At 66.9% G+C, this 13,135-nt stretch carries 9 protein-coding genes and 1 pseudogene; 5 read left to right on the forward strand and 5 right to left on the reverse strand.

The window, feature by feature from the left end:
• Positions 1-258: 258 nt before the first annotated feature.
• From A9X01_RS07535 to A9X01_RS07550, 4 genes are read left to right on the forward strand one after another with little or no spacing between them, the layout of a single operon-like run.
• Positions 259-1,410 carry a metallophosphoesterase family protein gene (locus A9X01_RS07535; RefSeq protein ID WP_065120151.1) on the forward strand — a complete coding sequence of 384 codons (1,152 nt, stop codon included), beginning with the start codon at positions 259-261 and terminating at the stop codon, positions 1,408-1,410.
• Positions 1,407-4,028, forward strand: coding sequence for an AAA family ATPase (locus A9X01_RS07540; RefSeq protein WP_065120152.1), 2,622 nt, complete (start codon positions 1,407-1,409; stop codon positions 4,026-4,028). The genes A9X01_RS07535 and A9X01_RS07540 overlap by 4 nt, the downstream gene beginning before the upstream one ends.
• A gap of 55 nt (positions 4,029-4,083) precedes the next feature.
• A complete protein-coding gene (locus A9X01_RS07545) occupies positions 4,084-5,670 on the forward strand; it encodes a GMC family oxidoreductase (RefSeq protein ID WP_065120153.1) in 1,587 nt (528 codons plus the stop codon).
• A gap of 37 nt (positions 5,671-5,707) precedes the next feature.
• Positions 5,708-6,949, forward strand: coding sequence for an alpha/beta hydrolase (locus A9X01_RS07550; RefSeq protein WP_065120154.1), 1,242 nt, complete (start codon positions 5,708-5,710; stop codon positions 6,947-6,949).
• On the opposite strand, the gene A9X01_RS07555 is transcribed toward A9X01_RS07550, so the two are convergent.
• Genes A9X01_RS07555 through A9X01_RS07570 form a run of 4 tightly spaced genes read right to left on the reverse strand, consistent with a single transcriptional unit; the run spans position 6,939 to position 12,316 of the window.
• On the reverse strand, positions 6,939-8,612 hold the full coding sequence (locus A9X01_RS07555; protein ID WP_065120155.1) for an ABC transporter family substrate-binding protein: 1,674 nt from the start codon (positions 8,610-8,612) through the stop codon (positions 6,939-6,941). The genes A9X01_RS07550 and A9X01_RS07555 overlap by 11 nt on opposite strands.
• Entirely contained in the window at positions 8,605-10,440 is a 1,836-nt protein-coding gene (locus A9X01_RS07560) for a dipeptide ABC transporter ATP-binding protein (protein ID WP_065120156.1), read from the reverse strand. Before A9X01_RS07560 ends, A9X01_RS07555 begins: the two co-directional genes overlap by 8 nt.
• On the reverse strand, positions 10,437-11,342 hold the full coding sequence (locus tag A9X01_RS07565; protein ID WP_065120157.1) for an ABC transporter permease: 906 nt from the start codon (positions 11,340-11,342) through the stop codon (positions 10,437-10,439). Before A9X01_RS07565 ends, A9X01_RS07560 begins: the two co-directional genes overlap by 4 nt.
• Positions 11,339-12,316, reverse strand: coding sequence for an ABC transporter permease (locus A9X01_RS07570; RefSeq protein ID WP_065120158.1), 978 nt, complete (start codon positions 12,314-12,316; stop codon positions 11,339-11,341). The genes A9X01_RS07565 and A9X01_RS07570 overlap by 4 nt, the downstream gene beginning before the upstream one ends.
• A 167-nt stretch (positions 12,317-12,483) precedes the next feature.
• On the opposite strand from A9X01_RS07570, the gene A9X01_RS07575 reads away from it, so the two are divergent.
• On the forward strand, positions 12,484-12,975 hold the full coding sequence (locus A9X01_RS07575) for a beta-class carbonic anhydrase (RefSeq protein WP_065120159.1): 492 nt from the start codon (positions 12,484-12,486) through the stop codon (positions 12,973-12,975).
• A 71-nt stretch (positions 12,976-13,046) separates the two neighbouring features.
• Here the strand turns inward: A9X01_RS07575 and A9X01_RS07580 are convergent.
• Positions 13,047-13,135 (reverse strand): annotated as a pseudogene (locus tag A9X01_RS07580) (PaaI family thioesterase); the annotation flags it as partial.

The following is a 13,135-nucleotide window of genomic DNA, read 5'->3' on the forward strand; positions in this document are numbered from 1 at the left end:
CGCTCCAAACGTTCCAAGGCCCGCAACCGCTCCGGATTCGTCAGCGCGTCAAAGGACAACGCACACAACCGCTCCACGTCGTCATCGAGCGCGTCGAAGACCTCCACGATCTCCTCACGCGAACTCGAATGCATGTTCGAATTCTACGTCTGCCTGCCGACAAGCCAGACCTGCCGACCAACGTCCCAGGACTTGTCGGAACCCCGACCTACACTCCCGATGCAGTGACAACCGCGCCGACGGAAAGGGGGCCGCGCCATGCGATTCCTGCACACTGCCGACTGGCAGCTGGGCATGACCCGACACTTCCTTGCCGGCGACGCGCAGCCGCGCTATTCGGCCGCGCGTCGAGACGCGGTGGCCGGCCTCGGTGCGCTCGCCGCCGAGGTGGGCGCCGAGTTCGTCGTCGTCGCCGGTGACGTCTTCGAGCACAACCAGCTTGCCCCGCAGGTCGTCGGCCAGTCTCTGGAGGCCATGCGCGCCATCGGGATTCCGGTGTACCTCTTACCGGGCAACCACGACCCGCTGGACGCGGCATCGGTCTACACAAGTCCGTTGTTCACCGCCGAACGCCCGGACAATGTCGTCGTGCTCGACGCCGCCGGGGTACACGAGGTTCGCCCCGGCGTGGAAATCGTCGCGGCGCCCTGGCGGTCGAAGTCGCCCACCACCGACCTGGTCGCCGAAGCGCTCGACGGCGTGCCTGCCGGCGGCGCCACCCGGGTGCTGGTGGCGCACGGCGGCGTCGACGTACTGGACCCTGATCGGGACAAGCCTTCGTTGATCCGGCTCGCCAAAGTGGAGAAAGCGTTGTCCGACGGCGCAATTCACTACGTAGCCCTGGGGGACAAGCATTCCCGCACCCAGGTCGGCGGCACCGGCCGCGTCTGGTATTCGGGCTCGCCAGAGGTCACGAATTACGACGACGTCGAGGCCGACCCCGGCCATGTTCTCATCGTTGAGATCGACGAGGACGATCCGGCCCGGCCGGTCACCGTCGAGGCCCGGCGAGTCGGGCGGTGGCGGTTCGTCACACTGCACCGCGACGTCAACACCAGCCGCTGCGTTGCCGATTTGGACCTGAACTTGGACTTGATGCCCGACAAGGACCGCACGGTGGTACGCCTGGCGCTCAAAGGCTCGTTGACGGTCACCGATCGTGCCGCCCTGGATACCTGCTTGGACCGGTATACGAGGTTGTTCGCGTCATTGCGGCTGTGGGACAGCCATTCCGAGCTGGCGGTGGTGCCCGGCGACGGTGAATTCGACGGCCTGGGCATCGGCGGGTTCGCGGCCGCGGCGGTCGACGAGCTGATCGCCACGGCACGCGCGGGGGACACCGAAGCCGCCGTCGACGCCCAGGGAGCCCTGGCGCTCCTACTTCGGCTGGCAGATCGGGGCGCGGCATGAAGTTGCACCGGTTGGTTCTCAACAACTATCGAGGCATCACCCACCGGGAGATCGAGTTCCCCGACCACGGCGTGGTGGTGGTGTACGGCGCCAACGAAATCGGCAAGTCGTCGATGATCGAAGCTCTGGACCTGCTGCTGAAATCCAAGGACCGCTCAACCAAGAAGGACGTCAAACAGGTCAAGCCGACCCACGCCGACGTCGGTTCTGAGGTGACCGCCGAGATCAGCAGTGGCCCTTATCGTTTCGTCTACCGCAAGCGGTTCCACAAGAAGTGTGAGACGGAGTTGACGGTGCTGGCACCGCAACGCAAACAGCTCACCGGCGACGAGGCACATGAACAGGTCCGCGCGATGCTGGCCGAGACCCTCGATACCGAGCTCTGGCGCGCCCAGCGAGTATTGCAGGCCGCGTCGACCAACGCGGTGGACCTGTCCGGTTGCGACGCGTTGTCGCGGGCCCTCGACGTCGCCGCCGGCGATGAAGCCGCTCTGTCGGGCAACGAGCCGCTGCTGATCGAGCGCATTGACACCGAGTTCGCCCGCTACTTCACCCCGACGGGTCGTCCGACCGGTGAATGGGCCGCCGCCGTCAAGCGGCTGGCGGAGGCCACGGCAGCGGTGGCCGAATGCACGAAAGCGGTGGCTGAGGTCGACGACCGGGTGCGTCGCCACGCCGAATTGACCACGCAGGCGGCCGGACTGGCGCAACAATGCGGCGACGCGGAGCCGCGGCTGAAGGCCGCGCAAGCCGCCGCCGACCGCATAGCGTCACTGGCCGCCGAAGTGCATGAGGCCACCTTGATCGCTGCCGCCGCCGTCGCGACCAGCGCCGCCTCGGCCGCGAAGCACAACGCGCGGCTGGAATTGCTCAGTGAAATCGATTCGTGCGCAACGGCTATCACAGATCTCGTGACGCAATTCGAGGAAGCGGCCGCGCTCCGGCTGGCGGCGGCTCGCGAGGCCGAGGCGTGTGACGCCGCGGTCACCGACGCCGCCGAAGCCCTGGCTGTCGCCCAGGCGCGTGCCGAAGCCGCGCGGCGGGATCTGGATCAGGTGACCGCGCGCGAGGAGGCGGACCGGTTGACCGTCCGGCTGACCAAGATCGAAGACATCCAAACCCAACGCGCCCGGGTCGACAAAGAGTTGTCCGGAATGGTGCTGACGCCGGAACTACTTCGTCGCATAGAACACGCCGCGGCTACCGCCGATCGCGTCGCCGCTCAATTGGAGTTGATGTCCGCAACGGTCGAGTTCACCGCCGCGGCCGATATCGAGCTTGCCCTCGACGGTCGGCGAGTCGCACTGCCGGCCGGCGAGAGTTGGTCGATCACCGCCACCGGCCCCACCGATGTGGAGGTCACCGGAATACTCACCGCGAGAGTCACCCCCGGTGCCACCGCGCTAGATGTGCAGGCGAAACGCCAAGCCGCACAACAGGACTTGGCCGATGCACTTACGGCCGGCGGTGTTACCGACCTGATGTCGGCCCGAGCGATCGACGAACGACGACGCGAGCTGGAACGCAATCGCGACCAGTTGGCCGCGACCTTGACCGGCCTGTGCGGTGACGAAGACGCCGAGCAGCTGCGGGCGAGGCTGGCGGAGCTGCGTGCCGGGCAGCCCGCGGGCGCCGACCCGGTCACCGCCGACGCCGCGACCGCCCGCGCCCAGCGGGACGAAGCCGAGGCAGCGCGGGTGGTCGCGCAAGCCGAGTGCGAGACCCGTCGCCAACGCGCCACGGCGGCTGCTCGACAGCTGGCCGAAACAACAACCCGCGCAACGGTGCTGCAGAACGAGGTCACGACGCAACGCGCCGCGCTCGACGCCGCGGTCACCCGGTTGACCCAAGAGCGGTCAATCGTCAGCGACGACGTTCTGGCGGCAACCGCCGAAAACGACCGTCAGGCGGCGCAAGCCGCTGAGCGACGCCGAGACGAGCTCAAGCAGGCGCTGGCGGCCGCCGCGCCGGACGCTGTGGCCGCCGAACTCGCCGAAGCGGAAAATCAGGTCGCGGCCCTGCACGACCGCCACGAGCAGACCCTAGACGCGTTGCGCCAGGTGAGCATCGAGCTCGCCGTGCTGCGCGGCGAAGGACGAAAGGGAAAGCTCGACGCCGCCGAGATCGAACTCGAACACGCCACCAGCGAGCACGCCCGGGTTGGCAGCCGGGCCAGGTCCGCGAACCTGCTGCGGACCGTGATGGGGCGGCACCGCGATACCACCCGTCTTCGGTACGTCGAGCCCTACCGCGCGGAGCTCGAGCGACTGGGCCGGCCTGTGTTCGGCCCCACCTTCGAAATCGAAGTCGACAGTGATCTGTGCATCCTGAGCCGCACGCTGGACGGTGTCACCGTGCCCTACGAGTCGTTGTCGGGCGGGGCCAAAGAACAACTCGGGATCCTGGCCCGGTTGGCGTGCGCGGCCCTGGTTGCCAAGGAAGACACCGTCCCGGTCGTGGTTGACGATGCGCTGGGGTTCACCGACCCGGACCGGTTGGCCAAAATGGGCGAGGTGTTCGACACCGTGGGCAGCCACGGTCAGGTTCTCGTGCTCACCTGCAATCCGCACCGGTACGACGGTGTCACGGGAGCGCATCGCATCGATCTCAGCGCGTAGTGCTTCCGCGCCGGCAGGCATACACTCGGCCCCACAGCCCAGACCGGGGATAAATATGGATACTCAGCGCGACTACGTAGTGGTCGGCACCGGCTCGGCCGGTGCTGTCGTGATCAATCGGCTCAGCGCCGATCCGGCCACCGAAATAGCGGCATTGGAAGCGGGCCCCGGGGACACCAACAGATTCATCGGCATTCCGGCGGCTTTCTCCAAGTTGTTTCGCACCGAGGTCGACTGGGATTACCTGACCGAGCCGCAACCCGAACTCGACGACCGCCGGATCTACTGGCCGCGGGGCAAAGTGCTGGGCGGCTGTTCGTCGATGAACGCGATGATGTGGGTGCGCGGATTCGCCGCCGACTACGACGAGTGGGCCAAACGCTCAGGACCGGAATGGTCTGCCGCCGAAGTCCTCGAGTATTACCGCCGCATCGAAAACGTCAGCGCGGCATGGCACTTCGTCAGCGGTGACGACAGTGGTGTCACCGGTCCGATGCACATTTCCCGTCAGCGCAGTCCGCGCCCGCTGACCGCCGCCTGGCTGGCCGCCACCCGCGAATGCGGGTATCCGGCCGCCCAGCCTAATTCGCCTGTGCCGGAGGGGTTCTGCGAGACCGTCGTCACCCAGCGGCGGGGCGCCCGGTACAGCACCGCCGATGCGTATCTGAAGCCGGCGATGAGCCGGCAGAACCTTACCCTGCTCACCGAGGCGATGGCGACACGAATCGTCTTCGACGGCACCCGAGCGGTCGGCGTCGAGTATGAGCGCGCCGGTCACACGTCGGTGGTGTACGCGCGCCGCGAGGTGGTGTTGTGTGGCGGCTCTATCAACAGCCCGCAACTGCTCATGCTCTCAGGCATCGGCGACCGCGAACACCTGGCCGAGCACGGCATCGAAATCGTCCATCACGCACCGGAGGTAGGACAGAACCTGCTCGACCACCTGGTCACGCCCCTTGGGTTCGATGTCGACGATGACAGCCTGTTCGGCGCCGAAAAGGCCAAACAACTGCTCAGCTACCTGCTGCGGCGGCGCGGCATGCTCACCTCCAACGTGGGCGAGGCGTACGGTTTCGTCCGCAGCCGCGCCGATCTCGAACTGCCAGACCTCGAGTTGATCTTTGCGCCGGCACCGTTCTACGACGAGGCTCTGATCCCCGCCGCCGGCCACGGGGTGGTGTTCGGGCCAATCCTGGTCGCGCCGGAAAGCCGCGGACAGATCACGCTTCGCTCCGCCGACCCGCATGACAAGCCGATCATCGATCCTCGCTATTTGTCCGATCCCGAGGGACTGGACCGTGCCGCGATGATGGCCGGGCTGCGCATGTGCGCCGAGATCGCCAAGGCCCCCTCGCTGCGGGAGGTGCTGGGACAGGTCGTCCGCCCACGCAACAGCACCGAACTCGACGAAGCCACGCTCGACCTGGCTCTTCGAGCGTCCTCCCACACCCTTTACCACCCGCTCGGCACCTGCCGGATGGGCAGCGACGACGAGAGCGTGGTGGATCCGCAGTTGCGGGTGCGTGGCGTCGACGGGCTGCGCGTCGCCGATGCATCGGTGATGCCGAGCACCATCCGCGGGCACACCCACGCCCCGTCGGTACTGATCGGGGAGAAGGCCGCCGACTTGATCCGCGGTTGACCATCGGCAGAATGGCACCCATGAGGGGGCGCTGACGATGACGATGAACGCCAAACGGCGCCGGGTACACAACAAGTTGGCAAAGCTGCCCGGGGTACGTCCGGTGCGCCGGCCGGTCTCGCCGGGCAGCGACCAGCAGTTCGATCTCTACTACGTGCGCACCGGCCACAAGGCAGCGCATCCGCTGGTCGTCATCCCGGGCGGGCCGGGCGTCGCCTCGATGCGGCTTTACCAGGCGTTTCGCCGCCGCGCTGCTGCCGCCGGCCTCGACGTGATCATGATCGAACACCGCGGCGTGGGGATGTCGCGGCATGACGATTCCGGCGCCGACCTGCCCCCGCAGGCGCTGACCATCGAGCAGGTGGTCGACGACGTCGCCGCGGTGCTGGACGACGCCCAAGTGGATTCCGCCGTCATCTTCGGCTCCTCGTACGGCAGCTACATCGCGGCCGGGGTGGGCGTCCGGCATCCCGGCCGGGTGCACGCGATGATCCTGGATTCACCGGTGCTGTCACATCACGACATCGCCCAGGTCCGGGAGGCGCTGCGTGGCGTGCTGCTGGACGGCGAGACGGCCGAGACCAGGAAGCTGGCGCCGAAGATACGGCGGCTGGTCGATACCGGCGTGATGACGCCGACGGCGGGGCAGATCGCCGCCACCATCTATGGCTACGGCGGGGTCGCCATGCTCGAGCACCAGGTCAACCTGCTGCTGACCGGGCGAAAGATGTTGTGGCGGACGATTGTTCGCGTGACCACCATGGGTGTGAGCCGTAAGGCGCCGTACCGTTACGAACCCGACCTGGTCAACCGCATCGCGCTCCGCGAACTCGATTACGCCGCCGAACCCGACGAGCTGCCGCTCGACCCCGCCGTGGCGATGGCCGAAACCATGGACACCACAGTGTCTTTCGAGGCCGAACCCTTCGATCTGGTGGCCGAGATGCCCCGGTTCGGTTGGCCCACGGTGGTGATCGCCGGGGGACGGGATCTCGTCACACCGATGGCGGTGGCCGAACGCGCGGCGACCCTGCTTCCCAACGCGATCCTGCTGCGACTGCCCACCATGGGGCACGCCGCGTTGGACTTCCGTGAACCCGCGGCCCTGGCCATCGCGGCGGCCGTCTGCCGTGGCGACTTCGCAGGGCTCGCGCGGCGGGCGGACGAGCTCGACGCGCTACCCCCGCGTCTGCCGATGCGGTTGTTATGGAAGGCGATCGACGTGGCGGCGACCGTCGAGGCGGCGGTGCCCGTGCGCCGGCGCCGGGTCAGCGCATGAACCCGATCGCGGTGTAGTCCAGGTCGGCCAACCCGCGCGCGCCGAAATTGGCCAGATCACTGCGCACCGCGACGGTGCCCTGGGACTGGATCAGCGGCAGGCTGAACCCTTCGGCCCAGATCAGCCGGTCGACCTCATTGGCCAGCGCGAGAGCTTTTGCGGGATCGAGCTCGGCCAGCGTGCGCTCGATGGCCGCATCGATCTCCGGGCTACCGATCTTGCCGAAGTTGCTGTCTCCGTCGGATGCGTAGATCTGGGTGAGCCCCGACAGCGGGAACGCGTCGCCCTGCCAGCCGAACAGCGCGATATCGAATGCCCCTACGTTGACGTAGTTGCTGAAAAAGCCACTGCCGGAGCGGGCTTGGAGTTCCAGCTTGACCCCGATCTGCGCGAGGCTGTGCTGGGCCACCTGGGTGAACACCTTCGCGTTCGGCGATTCGTAGAACAGCAGTCGCACCACCAGCCGCTGCCCGTTCTTCTCGCGGAACTCCCCGTTGCGTTTCCAGCCCAGTGCATCGAGGTCGCGGTTCGCCTGCTCGGGGTCATACGGCAGGCTGTTGTCCTGATATCCGGCCTGCCCGGCCACGAACACGTGATTGTTCAACGGCACCGGCGAGCTGGTGAGCCCGTGCAGCGCGACTTCGGCGATCGTTCTTCGATCGATTCCCTTGCACACCGCCATCCGCACGGCCGGGTCGGCCAGGATCGATCCCTTCGCGCCGTTCATGGTGAAGTGTGTCCAGCTCGGCCCCGGCGCCCGGCGGATCGAGATGCCCTTGGTGCGCTCGGCGATGATCAGCTGGTCGAGCGAGCCGACGCCGGTGGCGTCGATCGTGTTGTTCTGCAGCGCCGGCAACGACGCGGCGGGGTCGAGCACCAGGTACGTGATCGTATTCAGTCGCGGCGTCCGGCCCCACCAGCGTGCGTTGCGGGTCAACGTGATTCGCTGCTTGGCCCGGTCCAGGTTGGACACGATGAACGGGCCGGCGGACAGACCGGGCCTGTCGAGCCAGCCCGTATTGAAGGCTTCGGGGGTCGCGGTCACACTGGCCGGCAGCAGCATGCCGTTCCCGGCGAACATGCCCCGCCACTCCGCGTACGGCTTGGCGAAGGTCATGATGGCCTGCCGGTCGTCGACACCGCGGGTGACCGAGGCGACGCGCTCGGCGCCGCCGGTGGAGGCGATCTCGAACGCCTTGTCCGCGCCGCTGATGGCATGGATCTGACTGGCGATGTCACGCCAGGTGATCGGGGTGCCGTCGGACCAGACCGCTTTGGGATTGATCGTGTAGGTGATCACCTGCGGATCGGTTCCGGTGAGTTCGACGCTGGTGAAGTAGTCGGTGTTGACCGTCGTTGAGCCGTCCGCCGCGATGATGAACGCGTTGGGCATCGTGGCCTTGAGCATCCCGGCGGTTTCGGCGCTGTTGCCGTCGATGTGCAGGATGTTGAAGTTGGCCGGGAACTCACTGAGCGCCAGCCGCAGGTCGCCGCCCTCGCGCAGCGTCGCCGGATCCTGTGGGTTGATGTCGCTACTGGTGCCCAGGACCGCATTGCCGCTGACCGACGGCGTCGTCGGGATATCGGTGGAGCAACCGGCCAAGACCACGGCCGTGCCGAGCACCGCCACCAGCGTCTTCCACCACCGGCTGCGCTCAGGCATGGCCCGGCTCCGGTTGCGGGACGGCCGCCAACAGCCGGCGCGTGTACTCGTGCTGGGGATTTCCGAACACCTCCTGGCTGTCGCCCTGCTCCACCACCGTGCCGCGATACATCACCACCACTTGGTGGGCGAGGTGCTTGACCACCGAAAGATCATGCGACACAAACAGATACGACAAGCTGAACCGGTCCTGCAGGTCGAGCAGCAAATTGATGATCCCGGCCTGGATCGAGACATCCAGCGCGGACACCGGCTCGTCGAGGGCCAGGATCTTGGGCTGCAAGGCCAGCGCGCGAGCGATCCCGATACGCTGCTTCTGGCCGCCGGAGAACTCGGCAGGGTAGCGGTTTGCGTCGGCGCGGCCCAGCCCCACAATGCCGAGCAACTCGGCGACCCGGGCGTAGGTGTCGCCCTTGCTGAACCCGTTGGCCCGCAACGGTTCCGCCAGGAGCTCGAAGACCGGCAACCGGGGGTCCAGCGAGGCCACCGGGTCCTGAAAGACCACCTGGATGTCGCGGCGTAGCGTCCGCCGGCCCGCGGTGTTCAGCGTCGACACGTCCGCACCCAGCACCTCGATCGAGCCCGATTGCGGCGCAACGAGTTCCAGTACCTCATGCAAGGTGGTCGACTTGCCCGAACCGGATTCACCGACGATGCCCAGCGTCTGGCCCTGCAGCAGGTCGAAGCTGATGCCGTCGACCGCCCGGACTTCCCCGACCCTGCGGCGCAGCACCACGCCCTTGGTCAACGGGTAGGTCTTGATCAGATCGCGCACCCGCACCACGGCCGTCGCACTGTCGGGCTGAGCACCGTCACGATCGACATTCACGCCGTAGATGTCGGCGGCACTGCGCCCGATGACCTGGTCGGTACGGATGCACGCGGCTCGGTGACCGGCGCCGACCTCGATCAGCTCCGGTTCGGCGGCGACGCATTCGTCGATGGCCAGTGGGCAGCGCGGCGCGAACGGGCAGCCCGGATCCAGACCGGCCAGCGACGGGGGAGCGCCGGGAATCGGCACCAGCCGGGTGCCCTGCGCCGCGTCGAGGCGCGGCACCGAACCCAAAAGCCCGATCGTGTAGGGCATCTGGCGATCCCGGTACAGGTCGTTGACGCCGGCCGATTCGACGACCCGACCGGCGTACATCACTAGCGCGCGGTCGGCGAACTCGGCGACCACCCCGAGGTCGTGGGTGATGATCAGGACACCGGCGCCGGTGACGTCGCGCGCCTTCTTGAGCACTTCGAGGATCTGCGCCTGCACCGTTACATCCAGCGCGGTGGTCGGCTCGTCACAGATCAACAGGTCGGGATCGTTGGCAATCGCGATCGCGATCACCACGCGTTGCCGTTCACCCCCGGAGAGCTCGTGCGGAAACGCTCGAGCGCGCTGTTGCGGTTGCGAGATGCCAACCAGCTCAAGCAATTCCACCGCGCGCTGCTGCGCCGCCTTCTTACCGACGTCGGGCTGGTGCACCCGGATCGCCTCGGCGAGCTGGTCCCCGACGGTGTAGACCGGGGTCAGCGCGGACATCGGGTCCTGGAAGACGGTGCCTATCGACTTGCCGCGGAACCGCGACATCGCGTCGTCGGGCAGGCCCAGTAGTTCGGTGCCCTGCAGGCGCACCGAACCGCTGACCCGGGCGTAGTCGGGCAGCAGCCCGACCACTGCCATTGCCGCGGCCGACTTCCCGGAGCCCGATTCGCCGACCATCGCCACGACTTCACCGGGGTTGACGTGATAGCTGATGCCCCGCACCGCGGTGACCGCGGCGCCGTCGGTCGGGAAGGTGACGGCCAGGTCGGTCACCTCCAGCAGTGGGTTCATTCGCGACCCCGCCGGAGGGTACTCGCGCCGGGATCCAGCGCGTCGCGCAAGCCGTCACCGGTCAGGTTGGCGCACACCAGGATCAGCACCAGCACGCCGGCCGGCACCAGGAACACCCAGGGGAACGTGGTCGCCGATTGGGTGCCGTCGGCGATCAGGGTGCCCAGGGACACGTCCGGCGGCTGAACACCGAAACCTAGGAAGCTCAGCCCTGTTTCGGCGAGAATGGCGAACGCGACGTTCAGCGCCGCGTCGATGATCAGGATGGACGCCACATTGGGCAACACGTGCCCGGTGATGATCCGGCGGCTGGAGACGCCCATGTACCTTGCGGCGCGGATGAATTCGCGTTCACGCAGGCTCATCGTCAGGCCGCGCACCATTCGTGAGCTGATCATCCAGCCGAAACCGGCCAGCAGCAGGACCAGCATGAAGATGTTGGCCGAGTTCTTGGTACGCGGGGAGACGATCGCGATCAGGATGAAGCTGGGGATCACCAGCATCAGATCGACCAGCCACATCAGTGCCCCGTCGCGCCAGTCCGCGAAGTAGCCCGCGATCGATCCGACCGTCGCGGCGATGCCGGTGGAGATCACCGCGACGCAGACGCCGATCAGCATCGACTTCTGCATCCCGCGCAATGTCTGGGCCAGCAGATCCTGGCCCAGGGCATTGGTTCCCAGCCAGTGGCGGGTGTTCGGCGGTTGCAGCAGCGCACTGAAATCCAGGTCCTGGTAGGAGTACGGCAGGAACGCGGGCAGCGCGTAGCAGCCGATGAAGAGCAGTATCAGCACCAGCAGCGCGGCCACCGCCGACCGGTTGCGCAGGAACCGCCGCAACACCAGCGTGCGGCGGGAAGTGAAGGTCGCTTCCGGCTCCTCGATCTGCGGGACCGCTGTCATGAGACGCGCACCCTGGGATCCAGTGCCGCATAGAAGATGTCGGAGAGCAGACCGGCCAGCAGCACCACGGTGCCGGAGAACAGCGCGATCGCCGCGACGATGTTGGTGTCCTGGGTGGCGATGCCGCGGATCGCCCATTCACCCATGCCGTGCCAGCCGAAGATCTTCTCGACGAACACCGCACCGGCCACCAGTCCGGCGACGCTGTAGGCGAAAAGCGTGGCCATGGGTATCAGCGCGGTACGTAGTCCGTGCTTGACCAGCGCGCGCCGGCGGGTCAATCCCTTGGCGCGGGCGGTGCGAATGAAATCCTGACCGAGCACGTCGAGCATCGCGTTGCGCTGGTAGCGGCTGTAACCCGCGGCCGAGCCCAGTGCCAGGGTGAGCGACGGCAGCACCAGGTGTTTCAGCCGGTCAGCCAGCGCGGCCCAAGTCCCCTCGACCACCCCCGGCGATGTCTCCCCGGTGTAGTCGAAAAGCTGGATACCCAACGCCCAGTTGATCCGTAGCGCCCCCATGATCAGCAGGTTGGCGATCACGAATGTCGGCGTGCTGATGACCAGCAACGCGAACATGGTGACCGCGCGGTCACTGAGCCGGTACTGGCGAATCGCGCCCCAGGCGCCGAGCGCCACGCCCAGCAGCGTTCCGACGACCGATCCGATGACCAGCAACCGCAAGCTGACTCCGATTCGGCGACCCAGTTCGGTGGCCACGGGCTGGCCGGTGATGGTCTTGCCGAAATCGCCTTGTACGGCGTGCGAAACCCAATTCGCGTAGCGGATCGGGATCGGCCGGTCGAGGCCCAGGTCGTGCGCTTTGGCATCGATGACCGCTTGCGGCGGGCGGGGGCTGCGCTGCATCAAGCTGTCCAGCGGCCGGAACGCGAAGGAGGTGAGGCAATAGGTCAGAAAAGTGGCCAGTGCGAGCAGCACGATGTACTTGAGCAAGCGGCGCGCGAGAAATCGCGTCATGTCCGACTCCCGTGCCGCATTGGGACAGGGTAGCGCCCGGAGCTATTGCGATCCCGCTGATCCGCACCCGTGTAATCCGCCTATCACCTTGTTAAAATCCACGTCGCTTCCGGCTGATATCGACCGGCCGCTAGCAAATCCGGTCCTGCGAACTGAGGGAGACCTGCGTGACGGTTACCGATGACTACCTGGCCAACAACGCCACTTACGCGAGCGACTTCAAGGGGCCGTTGCCGCTGCCGCCGAGCAAACACATCGCGGTGCTGGCGTGCATGGACGCCCGCATCGACGTCTACCGCGTGCTGGGCATCAAGGAGGGCGAGTCGCACGTCATCCGTAACGCCGGAGGTGTCGTCACCGACGACGCGATCCGGTCGTTGGCGATCAGCCAGCGGTTGCTGGGCACCCAGGAGATCATCCTGATCCACCACACCGACTGCGGAATGCTGACGTTCACCGACGACGACTTCAAGCGCAGCATCCAGGACGAGACCGGGGTCAAGCCGCCGTGGGCGGCCGAGTCGTTCCCGGATCTGGCCGAGGATGTCCGGCAGTCGCTGCGCCGCATCGAGAACAGCCCGTTCGTCACCAAGCACACCTCGTTGCGCGGGTTCATCTTCGACGTTGCCACGGGCAAGCTCGAAGAGGTCACCCTCTAGCGCGAGCAGACGCGAAAGCTCCCGCACGCTCGGCGTGTCGGGAGCTTTCGCCTCTTCTCGCGGGGGGACCGTCACCCGACCTTGTAGGTCGCGAGGGCCTTGGCGAGCAACTGTCCGTCCGGGTCAACGATGTCGGCCTCACAATTGACCACCGACCGAC

It is taken from the genome of Mycobacterium asiaticum (genome assembly GCF_001668675.1).
GTDB classification, from domain to species: Bacteria; Actinomycetota; Actinomycetes; order Mycobacteriales; family Mycobacteriaceae; genus Mycobacterium; species Mycobacterium asiaticum_D.